Below are 18412 nucleotides of genomic sequence, written 5' to 3'. Positions count from 1 at the left end.
GCAAATCGGAAGATGATTTTTTTGAAAAAGGTAATGACGTGAGTGAATTTATTCAGCTGCATCTGTTGACCTCTTACCCTCCTGCCAATTTGAACCGAGATGATCTCGGGCGTCCCAAGACAGCCTTGATGGGCGGTACGGAACGTTTGCGTATTAGCTCGCAAAGCTTGAAACGTCACTGGCGTGTCTCGGAGCTGTTCCAGCAAGCATTGGCAGGCCATTTGGGTACGCGTACCAAGCGTTTTGGCCTGGAAATTCATCAACAGTTAGTTGATGCGGGCATAGCGGATAAGCAGGCGCGCGAATGGGCCGCTTCAATTGCAGCCGTGTTTGGCAAAGGAAAAAAAGACTCTTTGGAAATTGAGCAGTTGGCTCATATCAGCCCTGCAGAGCAGAAAGCGGCCCGCGATCTGGTCAAACGGCTGGCAGAAGAAAAGCGCGCACCCAGCAAAGAAGAACTGGCCTTGCTTAAACATGATCACAGCGCCGTCGATATTGCTTTGTTCGGTCGTATGCTGGCGTCCAGCCCGGAATATTCCGTCGAAGCGGCTTGCCAGGTCGCGCATGCCATCAGTGTGCATTCCGTGGTGGTCGAAGATGATTATTTCACCGCTGTGGACGATTTGAACGATGGCAAGGACGATGCCGGTTCGGCCCATATCGGCGAATCGGGTTTTGCGGCGGCTTTGTTTTACAGCTACATCTGCATCAATAAAAGCCAGTTGTTGGAAAGCCTGGGCGGCAAGCAAGACCTGACTCGTCAGACCATCCGGGCCTTGGTTGAAGCGGCTACAAAAGTGGCTCCGTCCGGCAAGCAAAACAGTTTTGCCAGTCGCGCCTATGCCAGCTATGTGCTGGTTGAAAAAGGCGCTCAGCAGCCACGATCCTTGTCGGTCGCTTTTCTTAAACCTGTGCATGGTGAGGACTATCTGTTTGATGCGGTCGCTGCCCTGGAACAACAGGTCGAACGTTTTGATCACGCCTATGGAGCGTGCGCCGATCAGCGTTGCACCTTGAACGTCGCAGCGGGACAAGGTTCGCTGAACGAAGTGCTGGACTTTGCAAGCGCGTAAGGAGGTGGCCATGCAGCAATACCTGGTTTTTCGTCTATATGGTCCGCTCGCCAGTTGGGGAACCACGGCTGTGGGCGAGGAGCGTCCGACGGCAAGTATGCCGTCGCGCTCAGCCTTGCTGGGCTTGCTGGGAGCGGCTCTGGGCATCCGGCGCGACGATGAAACGGCCTTGAGCGCGTTACAGAGCAGTGTTTGTTTTGGCATTAAGCAATGCGCACCGGGCACCTTGCTGCGTGACTATCACACCGCCCAGGTACCGCCGCAGCGCAGCAAGGTTGTGCACCTGACTCGCCAGTCGGAACTGTCGGACCCAAGCCCAGAGACCATCCTATCCAAGCGGGATTATCGCTGTGACGGTTTGTGGGTCGTGGCGGTCTGGTTGAGCCAAGGCGCTGTTTATACCTTGGAGCAATTGCAGCAGGCATTGCGGCAGCCTGTCTTTCAGTTGTATCTGGGTCGGAAATCGTGCCCGCCCGCCTTGCCGCTGGCACCTGCCTTATGCAGTGCCGTCAATTTGAAAGACGCGTTGAATCAGCCTTTTGCGCCCTTGACGCGTTCTCTTAAAGAGGATGGCTGGTGGCTGCAACAGGATAGCTGGGCCCGGTATAGCTGGGAGGGTGATCAGGATCGGTTGGGCGGCGATGTGTCGCATGCCGTTCGTACGACACCTTGGGATGAGCCGTTGAATCGGGCACGCTGGCAATTTTCCCAGCGTGTGTGCTATCAGCTCGATGAGCAGGAGGCATAAATGTATTTGTCCAAGATCAGCTTGGCCCCGGGTGGGGCAGGGCAGTTGATCGCACAGACTTTGAGCCGAAATGGTGCTTACGCCGAGCATCAGGTGTTGTGGCAGTTGTTTACCGACCAGGCTGCACGCACGTTTATTTTCCGTCAGGAAATGAGCCCCGGTGGTATGCAGTTTTATGTCTTGTCCGAGCAGGCACCTGCGGCTCATCCCGCGTTTGTGGTGCGCAGCAAAGCGTTTCGGCCACGTCTGGCAGTTGGTCAGAAGTTGGCATTCAGTCTGCGGGCCAATCCTACGGTGTGTTCTGATCACAAGCGCCACGATGTCCTGATGCATGCCAAACAGCGGTCCAGGCAGCAAGGCTTGAATCCAGAGCAGTGCCAAGCTGCGATGGAACAGGCCGCCCAGGACTGGCTGGGGCAGGACAGGCGAGCCCGGGAATGGGGGTTCTCTTTGGATATGCCTGCTGCGGTGGATGGGTATATGCAGCATCAAAGCCGGAAAAAGAAAGGCACGATTCGTTTTTCCAGTGTCGATTATCAAGGGGTGTTGACGATCCAGAATCCTGATCTTTTTTGGCAGCAGTATTGTCTTGGGTATGGGCGAGCCAAGGCCCTGGGCTGCGGCCTGATGCTTCTTCGGCCCGTGTAATGGCGTACCTTCCTTTACGCCCTATCCCGATTAAAGAGCGCAACTCCATGATCTTTGTGGGTATGGGGCGTATTGATGTTAGGGACGGGGCATTCGTGGTCATTGACGAAGTCAATGGCGAGCGTATGCATATACCGGTTGGCTCGGTAGTGTGCATCATGCTGGAGCCAGGTACCCGTATTAGTCATGCAGCGATTAAATTGGCGGCGACTACTGGCACGTTGCTGATTTGGGTAGGTGAAGCCGGGGTTAGGTTGTATTCGGCTGGACAGCCTGGCGGCGCTCGTTCCGACAAATTGTTGTATCAGGCACAACTGGCATTGGATTCGGATTTGCGCCTGAAGGTAGTACGCAAGATGTTCGAGCTGCGTTTTGGTGAACCGGCACCACAACGGCGCAGTATTGATCAATTACGAGGTGTAGAGGGTGCGCGGGTGCGGGCAACCTATCAAGTGTTGGCCAAGAAATTTGGCGTTAGTTGGCAAGGACGGCGATACGATCCTAAGGATTGGGCGGCGGGCGATATTGCCAATCAGTGCGTTAGCGCGGCTACCTCATGCTTGTATGGGGTGACCGAAGCGGCTGTATTGGCAGCCGGCTATGCACCGGCTATCGGATTTTTGCATAGCGGAAAACCTTTGTCTTTTGTCTACGATATTGCTGATATCGTGAAGTTTGAAACAGTCGTGCCTGTGGCATTCAAAATTGCAGCCGAGCAGCCCAGGCACCCGGATCGGGAAGTTCGCCAGGCCTGTCGAGAAGTCTTTCGAAGTAGCCGTTTGCTGGGCCGCCTTATCCCGTTGATCGAGGATGTATTGGCGGCCGGTGAAATCGCGCCGCCGGCTCCGCCCGAGGATGCGCAACCCCCTGCCATTCCAGAGCCACCTTCTATTGGCGACCAAGGGCATCGTAGTAGTTAGGAGAGGGTTGATGAGCATGCTGGTTGTGGTCACTGAAGCGGTACCGCCGCGATTGCGGGGACGTTTGGCAGTCTGGTTGCTGGAAGTACGCGCTGGTGTTTATGTTGGCGATGTCAGCCGGCGGGTGCGCGAAATGATCTGGTATCAGATTGTTGAACTGGCCGAAGATGGGAATGTGGTCATGGCGTGGGCTGCTAGCACGGAATCCGGTTTTGACTTTATTACATATGGTTCAAATCGCCGTATGCCGATCGATTTTGACGGTTTACGATTGGTGCGGTTTCAGCCTGAAGGAATGGACGATGTCTGATAAAAGGGGGTAGGACGTGGTGTGGTTATGGCAAGGAGCCAAGATGGACAGCATCAGCTTGAGTGTGTGGGACAGTACCCAATACCTTCAGACAGAGCAAAACATGACTTTGTATTTCGAAGCATGCATGGAAGATGCGGGGGATGATGGGGCTTTTATTGCCAAGGCTTTAGGACATATTGCCCGTGCCCAGGGTAGAAACCAACAGTTTGAAAAATCAGTTTGAAGTGTGCAATATGTGCCGGTAACAGGGATGTGTACAGTTCCAAATGCAGGTTTGGGAAGTATGAGTTGAAGGCCGGTAATTTGGGCTGTTTTTTTGGTAGAAACTCAAGGGCATAATTAAATTATAAAAATCAATGAGTTAGTTTTAGAGTGTTCCCCGCGCAAGCGGGGATGAACCGGTTTATTCGTAGAAATTGGTATGCGCACCGAAGTGTTCCCCGCGCAAGCGGGGATGAACCGTTTCCGTAGACTGGACGCAAATTCCCTCCTTAGTGTTCCCCGCGCAAGCGGGGATGAACCGTGGTTACGCAGTGGGGTGAACGTGAGCTGGCCGTGTTCCCCGCGCAAGCGGGGATGAACCGTTCTGTGTCCGCCTGGGGTGGCGGGTTATATGGTGTTCCCCGCGCAAGCGGGGATGAACCGCGATGAACCCTTGGCCAGCCGGATTATGGTGCGTGTTCCCCGCGCAAGCGGGGATGAACCGCAGGATATGGATTTAATGCTGACCATTACAAAGTGTTCCCCGCGCAAGCGGGGATGAACCGTTTTGGAGGAATATTGTTCATAATCTGAACGCGTGTTCCCCGCGCAAGCGGGGATGAACCGGGCGTCCATGTAGCGTATGCGGAAGGCGGGGCGTGTTCCCCGCGCAAGCGGGGATGAACCGCGTAGTACCGACTTCGCGCGTATACGCCGTAAGTGTTCCCCGCGCAAGCGGGGATGAACCGGTATGAATAGGCAGTAAAGCCGCCCCGCCGAAGTGTTCCCCGCGCAAGCGGGGATGAACCGTGTGATTTTCCAGTTCATTATTTCCACCTACCGTGTTCCCCGCGCAAGCGGGGATGAACCGATCCGGGAGGTCACGAACGGCCTGGTCACAGCGTGTTCCCCGCGCAAGCGGGGCTCTTGCATCGATTTTTATGACCGGGAAGCGGGTTCTTGATGCACGGTCTTGATCCACTGCTCGATGGCTTGGGGTGGGCTGAGTAGGTAGCCTTGCAGGGCGTGGCAGCCACGGCGCAGCAAAAAGGCTTTTTGCGGTTCGCTTTCCACGCCTTCGGCCACAACATGCAGGCGTAGCTGGCGGGCCATGGCCAGGACAGTGCGCACGATGGCATTGGCTTCCTGGGTGCCTGGTACGCCCATGATCAGGCTGCGGTCGATTTTCAGCTCGTACAGCGGCAGGCGGCGCAGAGCGGCCAGGTTGGAATAGCCGGTGCCGAAATCGTCGATGGAAAAGCGTATGCCCAGGTCGGTCAGCTCGCTCATGATGATGCTGGCCGAGGCAGAATCTTCCATGAGCACGCCTTCGGTGATTTCAAAAATCAGGCGATGGGCGGGTGCGCCGCTGCTTTTCAGGATCTGGCGGATACGGGCCGCAAAGTCGGGTCGGCGAAACTGGATGGGGCTGACATTAATGGAAATGGGGAACGTGGCCTGCGGGGTCTGCAACAGAAGATCGCAGACCGAGGCCACGATCCAGTCGCCCAGCGGTGTGATCAGATCCGTGCTTTCGGCCAAAGGAATGAAACGATTGGGCGTCAGGACGCCGCGCGTGGGGTGGTGCCAGCGCAGCAATACTTCCGCGCCGCAGATCCGTCCTTGTTCGTCGTACTGGGACTGCACAAAAAGACGCAACTGGTCCGAGCCAATGGCAAACGTCAGGTCGTGCTGCAGGCTCAGGTGTTCTTCCAGGGCTTCTTGCATGCCTGCTTCGTACAGGGTGATCTGATTGCGGCCGCTTTCTTTGGAGCGGTACATGGCGGTATCGGCCTGGCGCATCAGCGCTTCGGCGTTCAGCGTCTTGTCGGTGACCAGGGTCAGGCCGATGCTGCCACTGCTCAGATAGGGCTGGGCCTCGATAATGTAAGGCTCTTCCAGACGGGAGCGCAGTTGCTCTGCAAAATCCAGCGCCTGCTGGCGGCATTCTTGCAAAGAACCGGGCTGGAGAATTTTTAGAATAACGAATTCGTCACCGCCCAAGCGGGCCACAATGTCCTGCGCATCGATCAGCAACGACAGGCGGCGCGCCACCAGGCGCAGCATGGTGTCGCCGATGGCATGGCCGCGCGCATCGTTAATGTGTTTGAAACGATCCAGGTCCAGGAAATACAGGGCGCTAGGGCTTTGGCAGGGTTCCACGGTTTGCAGGTGCTGCTCCAGACGTTGCAGCAGCAGGCGGCGATTGGGCAGTTCGGTCAGCGGATCGTAGAAAGCCAGACGGTAGTTCTCCGATTGTGTCGCCTTCAGGGCGGAAATATTGGTGGAGATACCGTAGAGCACGGCTTGTTGCGTTTCGGGGTCCACAACAGGCACCTTGATGGAAAACAGGGTGGCGCGTGCCTCGCCTTTGCGGTCGCGCACGACCTCTTCCACGGCCAGCCGTTCCCCGCTGTACAGCACCTGTTCGTCGTTGCGACGGAATTCGTGGATGGTCTGTTTATTGGCATACAGATCATCGTCGGTCTTGCCCACGATGCTCTGGGCCGTGTAGTTCAGATCCTTGCACAGTTTGTGGTTGGCATACAGGTAGCGAAAACGGCTGTCTTTGATGTAGACATAGGCATCGATGGCATCCAGGACGGTGTGCATGCGGTGCTCGGTTTCGACCAGTTTTTTGCGTTGCCGGCGCAGGCCGCTGCGCATCAGGTAAACAGTCAACAGGGCGATCAGCAACAAAGCCGCCAGAATCATCAGGGATGGCATGATCCAGGGCTTGGGCGGTTTTTCGATTAGGCGTATGCCCCACTGGCTTAGGGTATCGATATAGAAGGAATCCGCATTGGCGTGCCATTGGGCCAGTTGCGCATCGATGGCCGCCAGTAGTTCCGGGTGCTGGCCTTGGGCGGTGATATAAAAGGCGCTGGTAGGCTCAAAGCGGATCGGTGCGTTCTTTAGGCCATAGTCGCTGGCATAGCGCATGCCGAACAGATGACCCACGACGGCAGCGTCGGCCTGTTTGTCCCGTACCAAGGCCAGTGCACCGGCTTGTGAGTCGGCGGTCACGACCGTGGCATGCAGTTCCAGGGACTCCAGGATGGTACTTAACTGGGAAAACTGTATGGTGCCGGCCATGACGGCGATGCGTTTGCCTTTCAGATCGTTCAGCGCGCGGATCAGGGTGTCGTCGGCCGTGAACAGTTGTGACCAGTCCTCCAACACGGGGGTGCTGTGGAAACTGTACAGTGATTCGCGCATGCTGTTGTGCGCCACGCCAGGCACCAGATCGACCAGGCCGCTTTGCAGGGCATTGAGGCATTGCTGCCATTCGCACTCGACCGCCTCGATCGTCCAACTTTGGCGACGGGCGATTTCCATCAGCAACTCGCCCATGATGCCGCCCGGCTGGTTCTGGTTGTCCAGAAACAGTTTGGGCGGATTGTCGTAGACACCGACACGCACCAGCGGGGATTGGGACTGTACCGTTCCCACTGCGCTCAGTGCGATCAGCAGCGCGATGGCTACGCTGCGCAGCGCACGGGCCGCCCTGTGCAGCGAAAAGGAGAAAAAACGGGACAGATTCATGATGAAGGGTGCGTCGGGGGCAGTCGGCGGAGGGGGCGGGCATGCAACAATATTGTCGGTAGATTAACTGAATATGAAGGAGCAAGGCAGCAATGGCGTGCATCTTCGGGAAAAATTGCGGGAGTGGCGCATCATGAGCCAGGAAACAGTGGATGTCCGGGTCAGGGGCAAAGTGCAGGGCGTGGGGTTTCGGGCGGCGGCTGTGCGTCATGCCCATCTATATGGTGTGCATGGATGGGTCAGCAATGCAGCGGACGGCTCGGTAGAGCTGGTGCTTCAGGGCGATGCGGATCAGCTTGACCGTATGATCAGCTGGCTGCATCGTGGGCCGGACCTGGCTGTGGTCGAACAGGTGGAGTTGCACCGGTCGTATTCGGAAAAACAGTATGGCCGTTTCGACATCCGCTGAATCGTTGTTCGATGGCAAATAGTTTATGTTTTAAGTATTGATTCGGCAGTGTTTTTCTGAGGGCAAACCCTGATAAAACATTTGTTTTTTCAGGCGATGTTCAGGTTAACATGCGTTTTATCCTGTCTGGGGAGGCATGTGGTGAACGCAATGGAACCTCTGGTCCGCTTGCAGCAGGCTCTGCCGGGTCTGACTCCCGAGTTGCGCCGCGCCGCCCATTGGGTGGAGCAGCATCCGGTCGAGGTCGGCCTGTGGTCGATGCGCCGCCAGGCCCAGGCTTTGTCCCTGGCCCCAGCCACGATGCTGCGTCTGGCGCGGGCCGCAGGGTACGACAGTTACGATCGCTTTCGGGCACCGTTCCAGCAGGCCTTGCGCAACGAGACGGGCAGTCTGGCGAGCCGGGCCCGTGGCCTGCAGGATAGACGCCAGGCAGTGCGCCAGACGCCGGCCTTGCGCCAGCAGCAAGAGTCGGCCCTGGAGTCGGTGCAAGGCTTGAACTCGGCAGCGGCGCTGGATGCGGCGGCGCAAGCTGTGCTGGATGCGCGCAAAGTCGGTTTTCTGGGTATGGGCTCCAGTTTTGGCTGTGCGTTCCAGATGCATTATGCCTATCAGTTGATGCGTGGCGGTGGGGTGCTGCTGAGCCACTCGGCCGATGTGATCCTGGAGCTGGAAGAAGCCCAGGGCAAGCAGGCCGTGCTGGTCGTGATCAGCCAAGCACCTTATGTGCGCGCCACTGTGCAGAGCATGCGGCAGGCGGTGCAGCGGGGCGTCACGGTGATCGCCCTGACCGACAGTGCGCTGTCGCCGGTTGCGCAGGGTGCGCGGCACGTGCTGTTGTTCGAGGCCGTGCCGGGCGAGCGTCAGCCGGCGAGTTTTTTTCATTCCATGGTCGGCCCGGTAGCATTGGCCGAACATTTGCTGGCCCGTATCGCCGCCCTTGGAGGCGATACCGTGGTGCAGCGCCTGATACGCATGGAGTCCATGCTGCAGGATCAACAACTGTATTGGCAGCCGGCCGCTCGGATCTGATTCCGCGGGCCGTCTGCGTGGATGCCGCCTGGCAATCCGCACGCGACATTCCGGCTTGCTGTCTTCACAAGAGACAGTAGGTCAGACAAAGAAAACCGGCGTTATGTCGGCCATTAAACAGGGGACAACCCCAAAGGGAGAGAGAGTGATGCGTCACGTATTCAGAAAAACAGGCAAGAAAACATCGATGGCATTGACTGCCGCAGCGGCCTTGTGCGCCATGCTGGCCAGCCCGCTGCCGGCCAGCGCGCAACAAAAGTTTGTGAGCATCGGCACCGGTGGCGTGACGGGCGTGTATTACGCCGCCGGCGGCGCCATTTGCCGTCTGGTCAACAAAGACCGTTCGGACCACGGCATTCGCTGCTCGGTGGAGTCGACCGGCGGCTCGGTGTTTAACGTGAACACCATCAAGGCCAAGGAACTGGACCTGGGCGTGGTGCAGTCGGATGTAGGCTACAACGCCTATAACGGCGAAGGCCAGTTCAAGGATGCGGGTGCCTTCAAGAAATTGCGCTCGGTGTTCTCCATCCATCCCGAGCCCTTTACCGTACTCTCGCGCAAAGAAGCCAATATTCAGAAGTTTGAAGACTTCAAGGGCAAGCGTTTCAATGTGGGCAACCCTGGCTCGGGCACCCGCGCATCCATGGACCAACTGCTCAAGGCCATGGGCCTGGATAACAGCTTTTTCTCGCTGGCTTCCGAACTGCGCCCCGACGAGCACGGTCCGGCCTTGTGCGACGGCAAGATCGACGGCTTCATCTATGGCGTAGGCCACCCTTCGGCCAATATCCAGGACCCCACCACGTCGTGCGGTGCCAAGCTGGTGCCGCTGACCGGCCCGGCCGTGGACAAGCTGGTGGAAACCTATCCGTACTACGCCAAAGTGGCTATCCCCGGTGGTTTGTACCCCAACAATCCGAACGATACGCAGACCTACGGCGTGCTGGCGACCTTTGTGACTTCCGAAGATGTGCCCGAGGAGTCCGTCTACACCGTGGTCAAGGCCGTGTTTGAAAACTTCGATGACTTCAAGCGCTTGCACCCTGCTTTTGCGAACCTGAAGAAAGAAGACATGGTCAAGAACGGCCTGTCGGCTCCGCTGCATCCTGGTGCCGAGAAGTACTTCAAGGAAAAAGGGCTGCTGTAAGCGGCCAGGTTCGGGTCGGCTGTTTGCCGCCCGACCGCAGGCGGGCAGGGCCTGGCCCGTGCCCGCCTGAACCAGGGCCGTCCTTTCGGACGGTCTTTCTGATCGGGCACCTGCAGGTGCCGGTCCGGCTGTGCCGGACCAAGACCCAGGCTCTCCTGGAGACCAAGCAATGACACAACAAGAACATCAAAACACAGGGCCCGACCTCGCCCTGACGCAGAGCGAAACGGCCAAGCTGGAAAAGCTGGTCGCCGATGTAGACCGAGGAGGTCGTTCCGTGGCCGGTGTGGCCGGCATGGTGCTGTTTCTGACCGCCGTGGGCTGGTCGCTGTTTCAGCTATGGTATGCCTCGCCCCTGCCGTTTGCCCTGAACATGGGCATTTTGAATGATACGGAAGCGCGCGCCCTGCATCTGGGCATTGCTATGTTTCTGGCTTATCTGGCCTATCCGGCCAGTCTGAAATCGGCCCGCGACCGCGTGCCGTTGCACGATTGGCTGTTGGCGCTGATTGCAGCCTTTTGTGGTTCTTACCTGTTTTTCTTTTACAAAGAGTTGGCGACGCGGCCGGGCATACCCACGACGATGGATGTGGCGGTGGCCAGCGTGGGGCTGGTGCTACTGCTGGAGGCCACGCGTCGCGCGCTAGGCGCGCCTATGGCGATACTGGCCGTGGTCTTTATTGCGTACATTTTCCTGGGCCCTTGGCTGCCCGATGCGCTGTCGCATCGCGGCGCATCGCTGGAACGTCTGGTGTCGCACATGTGGCTGACTACCGAGGGCGTGTACGGGGTGGCCCTGGGCGTGTCGGTGTCCTACATCTTTATCTTCGTGTTGCTGGGCTCGTTGCTGGATCGCTGCGGCGCGGGCAATTACATGATGCAGGTGTCGTTTGCCTTGCTGGGCCATTTGCGCGGCGGCCCGGCCAAGGTGGCCGTGGTGTCCTCGGCCGTCAATGGTATTGTGTCGGCGTCCTCGGTGGCCAATGTGGTGACAGGCGGCATTTTTACGATTCCCTTGATGAAAAAAGCCGGCTACGGTGGTATCCGCGCCGGTGCCATCGAGACGGCTTCGTCCGTGAACGGGCAGATCATGCCGCCGGTCATGGGGGCGGCGGCGTTTTTGATGATCGAGTATGTGGGCATTCCCTATACCGATATCATCCGCCATGCGTTGTTGCCGGCTTCGATTTCTTATATCGCTTTGTTCTATATCGTGCATCTGGAAGCACTCAAGCTGGGTATTCAGCCCATGATGGCAGCAGGCGCGCCCAAGACCGTCGCTCGTAAGCTGGCGGGTTGGGGCATGGGTATTGCCGGCACCTTGATCGTAATGGGGCTGGTTTACTGGATAGGCGTGGGCGTGCAGGCGGTGGCCGGGGACGCTGCCATCTGGATATTGTTGTTTTTATTGTTGGCTTTGTATGTGTTCTTGCTGGGCGTGGCGGCGCGCCACGATGATCTGCCCACCGACATCAATGTGAATACGCCGGTGCGGCCCGAGCCCTGGCCTACTGTGCGGGCAGGTCTGTATTTTCTGATCCCTATCGGGGTGCTGGTCTGGTGCCTGACGGTGGAAGTCATGTCCGCCGGTCTGTCGGCCTTCTGGGCGGTGGTGGCCATGTTGTTCCAGATGGTGACGCAGCGGCCGCTGATTGCCTGGTTTCGCAAGCAGGCCGTGGTCGAGCCGGTGCGCCTGGGTCTGCGCGAAGCGGTAGCCGGCTTGCAGGAAGGCGCGCGCAATATGGTCGGTATCGGCATTGCCTGCGGCACGGCAGGCTTGATTGTGGGTGCCATTACCCTGACGGGCCTGGGCCTGCGCATGACAGCCTTTGTGGAACTGGTGTCCATGGGCAGCGTGCTGGCCATGCTGTTCTTTACGGCCGCCGTCTGCCTGGTGCTGGGGCTGGGCATGCCCACCACCGCCAACTACATCCTGATGGCTACGTTGATGGCGCCCGTGGTGGTCGAGCTGGGCGCGCAAAGCGGCATGGTGATTCCGCTGATCGCCGTGCATATGTTCGTGTTTTATTACGGCATCATGGCCGACATTACCCCTCCTGTGGGCTTGGCGACGTTTGCGGCGGCGGCGATCTCGGGAGAGGACCCGATCAAGACCGGCGTGCAGGGCGTGACTTACGCCATGCGCACTGCCGTGCTGCCCTTTATGTTCATTTTCAACCCCATGCTGCTGCTGATCGGCATACACAGCACCTGGGAGCTGATTTTGGTGATCGTAGGTTCAACGGTGGCCTCTCTGGCGTTTGCCGCCGCCACCATGGGCTGGTTCCGCACGCGGGCCACTTGGCTGGAAGTGGCGCTGTTGCTGGTGGCTACTTTCATGCTGTTTCGGCCCGACTGGTTCATGGACCGCGTGACCGAAAAGTATCAGGATAGGCCGCCGGCCGAACTGATGCAGGTGGTCCAGGCATTGCCCGACGGGGCCAATCTGGTCGTGCAACTGACCGGCATGAACCTGGAAGGGGATGAGTTGCAAAAGACGGTGGCCGTGGCCTTGCCAGGGCTGCCCGAAGGCGATACGTCCACGGGTGCCGCCGCGGCGACCAAGCGTTTGTCCATGGCCGGGCTGACGGTCATGGCGTTTGGCGACATGGCCCAGATTTCCTCGGTATCGTTTGGTAGTTCGGCGCGTCGCGCCGGGTGGGAGCAGGGTTGGGATATCCAGCACGTCAAGGTGCCGCATCCGGATCGTCCGTCCGAGTTCTGGGTGTTTCTGCCGGCGTTCCTGATTCTGATCTGGCTATGGGTGCGTCAGGGCATACGTATGCGGCGTGCTGTTGCGCCGGCTTGAGTCGGTACGGGATCGGTCTTTGAGGCGGTCCCGGTAGTACACTGAGTGGCATGGATCATCCGGCCCGCCTGTGCGGCGGGCCGTTTTATTGCCCAGTCCGATCATGAAACCGAATAAAGCCCGGCCTCCTGTTCCAGCCCGCGACGGCGTCACGCCCAGCCGGGTCTGGTGTCCTCGCGGCCCTTGGCGCACGCTTGACGAGTTCCTTTTGGAACGCTTTCCGTATGTCAGTCCCGATGTGATGCGCGACCGCTTGGCGCGTGGCGATATTCTGGATGACGAAGGCCGGGCGCAGCAAGCTGGCTCGCATTATCAGCCCGATCGTTGGCTCTGGTATTTTCGTATGGTGCCGCACGAGTCGCCCGTACCCTTCGAGATGCCGGTTCTGCACGCCGATGAGCGCTTGATTGCCGTGGACAAACCACACTTTCTGGCAACGACGCCCGGAGGGCGCTACTTGCAGGAAACCGCCTTGACGCGGGTGCGCCGTCATTTCGGCGAGGATGGCATTACGCCTTTGCACCGCCTGGATCGTGAAACGGCCGGTGTGCTGTTGTTCTGTCGCGATCCTGCCCTGCGTGGTGCGTATCAGTCTTTGTTCCAGCATGGGTGTGTCGACAAAGAGTATGAAGCTGTCGCGCCCTTTCTGGACTTGCCGTCGCACGGCCATACGTATGTCAGTCGCATGGAAGATGTGCCCGGTCTGTTCGTGATGCGCGAGGTCGCCGGGGAGCCCAATAGCCGTACCGACGTCCTGCGCCAGCACGACTGGGCAGATGGGCAAGGCCGTCGTCTGGCCGTGTACCGCTTACGGCCCCACAGCGGGCGCAAACATCAGTTGCGCCTGCATATGAGCAGCCTGGGCGCACCTATTTTGAACGATGTGTTCTATCCCGACCTGCTGCCGCCGCGCGAGGACGACGATTTTGATCAGCCCTTGCAATTGCTGGCGCGCCATATCAGCTTTGTCGATCCCGTCACGGGACAGACGGTGCGCTTTAGCAGCCTGCGTTGCCTGGCTGAGGGGCCTTGTAGTAGTAGGGTGTGAGCGCCGATGCGGATCAGAGGCCGGTGATGACTGCTCTGGAAGGAGAATGGATTTCTTAGCTGGCAAATGTCCTTAACTCTTTTTCCAGGGGAGGGGAGGCTAAGCGATCCAAGCGCCGGAATGCGCCTTCCAGATGTCTTATGTCTTTGGCTGATGCGTTGAATTGTTCAAAGTACGGTTTCCCTGGTCTATGGCCCGCTCTTTCTGGATGGGCTATTAAACAGCGAATGCTTGCAATATCAGTCCTTAATGGCTGTAAGGACTGATATTGCAGGCATTGATCGGATTTTGGTCCGCGCTGTGATTGACCTATCCAGAAGTCCATCGCACAGATCGATACGTACCCTTGGCTCAGTAGTCCTGGAAAATGTCCCGCAGTCCGGCCTCGTCCAGCTGTGCCGCCAGGCCCAGCATCAGCAGGATGCGGGCTTTTTGAGCGGGCAGCCAGTGGGCGGCGATGGTGTGGTGATCCTGGTCGTAGGCGCTGTCGCTGACGGGCCCGGCATGAATGCGCGAGGCGCGCACACAGGTCACGCCCAGGCGGTGGGCACGGCTGACGCCTTCCAGCGCGCCGGGCGTCAGGCTGCCGTTGCCGGTTGCCGCCACGACAATGCCGCGCACGCCGTTTTGGGCGGCGCTGCGGTACAGTTCGGCCAGGGTGTCGGGGTGGTCGTAGAAGACCTGCACCTTGGGCAGAGCCGCCAGGCTGCGCACGTCAAAGACGCTGTCCAGGGTGTGGGGCAGCAGGCAGCGCATGGCGAAACGCACCTGTCCGGCAGCGACCAGCCCCAGCGGCCCGGCGTCGGGGGAACCGAAGGCATTGACCTGGGTAGTATGCTGCTTGCTCAGAAAACGCGCGCTGTGGATCTGGTCGTTCAGCAGCACCAGTACCCCCGCTCCTTGGGCTTGGGGGCTACAGGCCACGCGCACGGCATTGTGCAGATTCAGGGGGCCGTCCGCGCTCAAGGCCGACGCGGGACGCATGGCGGCGGTCAGCACCACAGGTTTGTGAGTTTTCAGGGTCAGGTGCAGAAAAAAGGCGCTTTCTTCCAGTGTGTCTGTGCCGTGTGTCAGCACCACGCCGTCAATGTCCGGGCGGGACAGCAGATCATTCAGTTTTTGCGACAGCTCCAGCAGCATCAGCGAGCTCATGGCGCGGCTGTCCACATTGAAGATCTGATGGCATTCCAGTTCGGCCAGCTCCAGTAGCTCGGGCACGGCGTGCAGCAGGGCATGCACGCCTTCGGTAATGTCGTAGTCGGTCAGGCCGGTGCTGGAGTGCGTGGTGGCGGCAATGGTGCCGCCTGTGCCCACCAGGGCCAAACGGGGTCGCGGCGTGCTGGATGGGACAGGCATGGTGCTCAGCGTCGGATATGCAGCCAGCGCTCGACCAGATGAACGCAGGACAGCAGGGTGAAATTGATCAGCAGATACAGCAGGCCAGCGATCACGAAGGTCTCGATAATGGCGTAGTTCTGGTTCATCAATCGCTTGGCGTGGCCGGTCAGATCCATGACGGCGATGGTGGAGGCCAGACTGGTGCCTTTGATGGCCAGTACGATTTCGTTGCTGTAGGCAGGCAGGGCCTGGCGTATGGCCAGCGGAAAGACCACACGCCGAAAACGCATCCAGGCCGACATGCCGATGGCCTTGGCCGCTTCGATCTGGCCCGTGGGAACCGCCTGGAAGCCGCCCCGGAACACTTCGCTGACGTAAGCGCCGCTGTTCAGGCCTATGGCCAGAATCGCGCAGCGCATGCCATCGCTGAACAGCCACCACAGGGCGGGCGATTGGCGTACAAAGGGCAGGGTGCCCACGCCGTAGTACAGCAGAAAAAGCTGCACCAGTAAGGGCGTGCCGCGAAACAGTGTGCTGTAGCCAAAGGCAAAGCCTTGCAGGGCGCGGTTGCCGGACTGACGCATCAACGCCAGCGACAGACCGACGGCCAGCGACAGCACAATGCCCCACAGGCCGATATAGACGCTTAGCCAGAAGCCCTTGAATAGGGTCTGCAGCGTGGTGGAAAACAGGTCCAGATCTATCATGCCCTGGCCCTCATGCCTTTGCCGGTATAGCGTTCGGCCAGCACGAACAGGGCCTGGCTGAGGGCTCCGATCAGGAAATACAGCACGCCGGCAATCAGGTACATGGCCAGGGGCTCGCGGGTATTGGCCGCGCCCAGCGTGGCGGCACGCATGATCTCCACCAGTCCGACCAGGGAAATCAACGCCGTATCTTTTAGGGCGGTCTGCCAGACATTGTTGGCCCCGGGCAGCGCATACCAGAACATTTGCGGCAGGATGATGCGTTTCAAGCGCATCCAGGCCGGCATGCCGATGGCTTTGGCCGCCTCGATCTGGCCTTCGGGGATAGCCTGTAGCGCGCCGCGAAACACTTCCACGCTATAGGAACCGGCGATCAGGCCTATTGCCAACACGCCGACCAGCGCGGGAAACCAACTGGTCATGGCGTCTTCCCAGCGCATCAGATCGGCCAGGTCCGAAGCGGCCTGGACCGAGCCGAAGAACAACAGATAGATGATGAGCAGCTCTGGGATGCTGCGCACCACCGTGGTGTACAGGCTGACCAGTCCGCGCAGCCAGCGCGGGCCGGTCGTCTTGATGCTGGCTCCCGTTATGCCGATGACCACGCCCAGCGCCATGCCCAGAATGGATATGACCAGCGTCATCATCACGCCGCGCAGGAACATCCAGCCCCAGCCCTCGCGCAGCACGTTGAAAATGGTGTCTAGCATCAAGTGGTGCTTCTCGGATTATTTCTTGCAGATCTCGTAGTTGGAAATGTCGATGTCGAACCACTTCTCGCTGGAGGACTTGATGGTGCCGTCTTCGATCAGCTTGCACAGGGCAGCATCCACTTTGGCTTTGAGTTCGGCATTGTCTTTGTGAATGCCTACGGCAATGCCGTAGCCCAGCGTTTCGGGATCGGAAGAGCCCTTGATGACCAGTTTGGACAGCGCGAAGTTGTCTTCACCCACTTTGTGCAGGAACTTGGACTGCGAGGTCAGGTCGGCGAAGGTGCCGTCCAGGCGGCCGGCGTCCAGGTCGATCTGCATCTGGTCTAGCGTGTCGTAGTTCTTGACCGTCGTTTTGGGGGCCATTTTGCTCAGGTAGGCACCATGCGTGGTACCGCCTTGCACGCCGATGGTCTTGCCGGCCAGACCGTCGAAAATGGTCTGTTCCTTGTCGGCGGCGACCAGCTCGCTTTTCTTGGGCAAGACGAAAATGGCGTCTTCCACGGCGTAGGGGATGCTGAAGTTGATGCGTTCGGCGCGCTTGGGCGTGTAGGACATGCCCGAGATGATCAGGTCAAAGCGCTTGGCATCGAGCGAAGGGATCAGGCTGTCGAAGGCCTGCACCACGAACTTGCAGTCCGAGCCTAACTGTTTGCACAGGGCGGCGCCCACGTCGGCGTCAAAGCCCGTGACCTTGCCGGCGGCATCCACCATGCTCCATGGCGGGTAACCGCCTTCGGTGCCGATCTTCAGGGTGTCGGCCGTGGCCGCCTGGGTGCCCAGCAGGGCCAGGCTGGCGCAGATCAGGGTCTTACTGATGAACTTCATGGTCTGGCTCTCCTTTGTGGATAGGCTGGCGGCGGGCTGCGTGTGTCCGCTGCGCCGTCCCAGCCGGTGTCGTGTTGAGGAAGCAATGATCTTACTGCATGGGCTGCAGGAATTGACGCAGGCGCTCCGAACAGGGCGCATCGAACAGGTTCCGGGGGTGCCCGGACTCTTCGATCAGGCCGTTGTGCATGAAAACGGTCTCGCTGGAGACATCGCGGGCGAAATTCATTTCGTGCGTGACCAGAATCATGGTGCGGCCTTCTTCGGCCAGCTGACGTATGACGCGCAGCACTTCGCCGACCATTTCGGGGTCCAGGGCGGAGGTGGGTTCGTCAAACAGGAGCACATCCGGGTCCATCGCCAGGGCGCGCGCGATCGCAACGCGTTGTTGCTGGCCGCCGGACAGCTCGGACGGGTAGGCGTCGCACTTGTTGCTCAGCCCCACCTTGGCCAGCAGTTCGCGGGCGTGGTCGGCAGCTTCGTGGGCGGGGCGACGCTTGACGTGGATAGGACCTTCGGTGACGTTCTGCAGTACCGTGCGGTGTGACCACAAGTTGAAATTCTGGAACACCATCCCTAAGCGGGCGCGTACCCGTTCCAGCAGCCGGGGGTCGTCGCTGACGCACAGTCCCTTGCGGTTGCGATGGCTGCGCAGGATATCTGCGCCGATCTGAACTTCGCCCTGATCGGGCACGACCAGATGATTAATGCAGCGCAGCAGGGTGCTTTTGCCTGAGCCGGATGCACCGATGATAGACAGCACATCGCCTTTGCAGGCGCTGAGCGAAATGCCCTTCAGGACTTCGTTGCTGCCGAAGCGTTTGTGAATGTCGCGGACCTGGACGGCTGCATTTGTGTCAGCGTGGCTCACAGGCACATCCTTGCGGTCGATGGGAAAGGGGAAAGCGTTTCATACGGGTGTCATATCGTGATTGCCC

17 protein-coding genes and 1 CRISPR repeat array are annotated in these 18412 nt (G+C 59.1%); of the genes, 11 read left to right on the top strand and 6 right to left on the bottom strand.

Annotated elements, in window-relative coordinates; all coding sequences use genetic code 11:
- Window positions 1-38 precede the first annotated feature (38 nt).
- Genes cas7e through AADW57_RS00290 form a run of 6 tightly spaced genes read left to right on the top strand, consistent with a single transcriptional unit; the run spans window position 39 to window position 3925 of the window.
- Window positions 39-1073: a type I-E CRISPR-associated protein Cas7/Cse4/CasC gene (cas7e, locus tag AADW57_RS00315; protein ID WP_341668071.1), complete on the top strand. Its 1035-nt coding sequence runs from the start codon at window positions 39-41 to the stop codon at window positions 1071-1073.
- A gap of 10 nt (window positions 1074-1083) precedes the next feature.
- Window positions 1084-1821: a type I-E CRISPR-associated protein Cas5/CasD gene (gene cas5e / locus AADW57_RS00310; protein ID WP_341668070.1), complete on the top strand. Its 738-nt coding sequence runs from the start codon at window positions 1084-1086 to the stop codon at window positions 1819-1821.
- Window positions 1822-2469 (top strand): type I-E CRISPR-associated protein Cas6/Cse3/CasE, encoded by a 648-nt coding sequence (gene cas6e, locus AADW57_RS00305; protein WP_341668069.1) that lies wholly within the window; start codon window positions 1822-1824, stop codon window positions 2467-2469.
- Window positions 2469-3389, top strand: coding sequence for a type I-E CRISPR-associated endonuclease Cas1e (gene cas1e, locus AADW57_RS00300; protein ID WP_341668068.1), 921 nt, complete (start codon window positions 2469-2471; stop codon window positions 3387-3389). Before cas6e ends, cas1e begins: the two co-directional genes overlap by 1 nt.
- A gap of 10 nt (window positions 3390-3399) precedes the next feature.
- A complete protein-coding gene (gene cas2e / locus AADW57_RS00295) occupies window positions 3400-3699 on the top strand; it encodes a type I-E CRISPR-associated endoribonuclease Cas2e (RefSeq protein WP_341668067.1) in 300 nt (99 codons plus the stop codon).
- A gap of 43 nt (window positions 3700-3742) precedes the next feature.
- Entirely contained in the window at window positions 3743-3925 is a 183-nt protein-coding gene (locus AADW57_RS00290) for a helix-turn-helix domain-containing transcriptional regulator (RefSeq protein ID WP_341668066.1), read from the top strand.
- Window positions 3926-4074: 149 nt separating this feature from the next.
- A CRISPR array of direct repeats spans window positions 4075-4774; the repeat unit is 29 nt; unit sequence GTGTTCCCCGCGCAAGCGGGGATGAACCG.
- Window positions 4775-4842: 68 nt separating this feature from the next.
- On the opposite strand, the gene AADW57_RS00285 is transcribed toward AADW57_RS00290, so the two are convergent.
- Window positions 4843-7449: an EAL domain-containing protein gene (locus AADW57_RS00285; RefSeq protein ID WP_341668065.1), complete on the bottom strand. Its 2607-nt coding sequence runs from the start codon at window positions 7447-7449 to the stop codon at window positions 4843-4845.
- A gap of 133 nt (window positions 7450-7582) precedes the next feature.
- Between AADW57_RS00285 and AADW57_RS00280 the strand changes: the two genes are divergently transcribed.
- From AADW57_RS00280 to AADW57_RS00260, 5 genes are all read left to right on the top strand, one after another.
- A complete protein-coding gene (locus AADW57_RS00280) occupies window positions 7583-7858 on the top strand; it encodes an acylphosphatase (protein WP_341668064.1) in 276 nt (91 codons plus the stop codon).
- 150 nt (window positions 7859-8008) lie between these two features.
- Complete coding sequence (locus AADW57_RS00275; RefSeq protein ID WP_341668063.1) at window positions 8009-8887, top strand: MurR/RpiR family transcriptional regulator; 879 nt, start codon at window positions 8009-8011, stop codon at window positions 8885-8887.
- Between the two features lie 187 nt (window positions 8888-9074).
- Window positions 9075-10034 (top strand): TAXI family TRAP transporter solute-binding subunit, encoded by a 960-nt coding sequence (locus AADW57_RS00270; protein ID WP_341668062.1) that lies wholly within the window; start codon window positions 9075-9077, stop codon window positions 10032-10034.
- A 169-nt stretch (window positions 10035-10203) separates the two neighbouring features.
- A complete protein-coding gene (locus AADW57_RS00265; RefSeq protein WP_341668061.1) occupies window positions 10204-12843 on the top strand; it encodes a TRAP transporter permease in 2640 nt (879 codons plus the stop codon).
- 103 nt (window positions 12844-12946) lie between these two features.
- Window positions 12947-13891 carry a pseudouridine synthase gene (locus AADW57_RS00260; protein ID WP_341668060.1) on the top strand — a complete coding sequence of 315 codons (945 nt, stop codon included), beginning with the start codon at window positions 12947-12949 and terminating at the stop codon, window positions 13889-13891.
- 351 nt (window positions 13892-14242) lie between these two features.
- Here the strand turns inward: AADW57_RS00260 and AADW57_RS00255 are convergent, their stop codons facing one another.
- From AADW57_RS00255 to AADW57_RS00235, 5 genes are all read right to left on the bottom strand, one after another.
- Window positions 14243-15247 carry an asparaginase gene (locus AADW57_RS00255; protein ID WP_341668059.1) on the bottom strand — a complete coding sequence of 335 codons (1005 nt, stop codon included), beginning with the start codon at window positions 15245-15247 and terminating at the stop codon, window positions 14243-14245.
- Window positions 15248-15252: 5 nt separating this feature from the next.
- Window positions 15253-15936, bottom strand: a complete 684-nt coding sequence (locus AADW57_RS00250; RefSeq protein WP_341668058.1) for an ABC transporter permease — start codon at window positions 15934-15936, stop codon at window positions 15253-15255.
- Window positions 15933-16646: an ABC transporter permease gene (locus tag AADW57_RS00245; protein ID WP_341668057.1), complete on the bottom strand. Its 714-nt coding sequence runs from the start codon at window positions 16644-16646 to the stop codon at window positions 15933-15935. Before AADW57_RS00245 ends, AADW57_RS00250 begins: the two co-directional genes overlap by 4 nt.
- An 18-nt stretch (window positions 16647-16664) precedes the next feature.
- Window positions 16665-17474 carry a transporter substrate-binding domain-containing protein gene (locus AADW57_RS00240; protein ID WP_341668056.1) on the bottom strand — a complete coding sequence of 270 codons (810 nt, stop codon included), beginning with the start codon at window positions 17472-17474 and terminating at the stop codon, window positions 16665-16667.
- A gap of 91 nt (window positions 17475-17565) precedes the next feature.
- Window positions 17566-18345 carry an ABC transporter ATP-binding protein gene (locus AADW57_RS00235; protein WP_341668055.1) on the bottom strand — a complete coding sequence of 260 codons (780 nt, stop codon included), beginning with the start codon at window positions 18343-18345 and terminating at the stop codon, window positions 17566-17568.
- Window positions 18346-18412: the final 67 nt, after the last annotated feature.

It is taken from the genome of Alcaligenes sp. SDU_A2 (assembly GCF_038237375.1).
Taxonomy (GTDB): Bacteria; Pseudomonadota; Gammaproteobacteria; order Burkholderiales; family Burkholderiaceae_B; genus Alcaligenes.
This window is presented reverse-complemented; position numbering and strand designations above follow the sequence as displayed.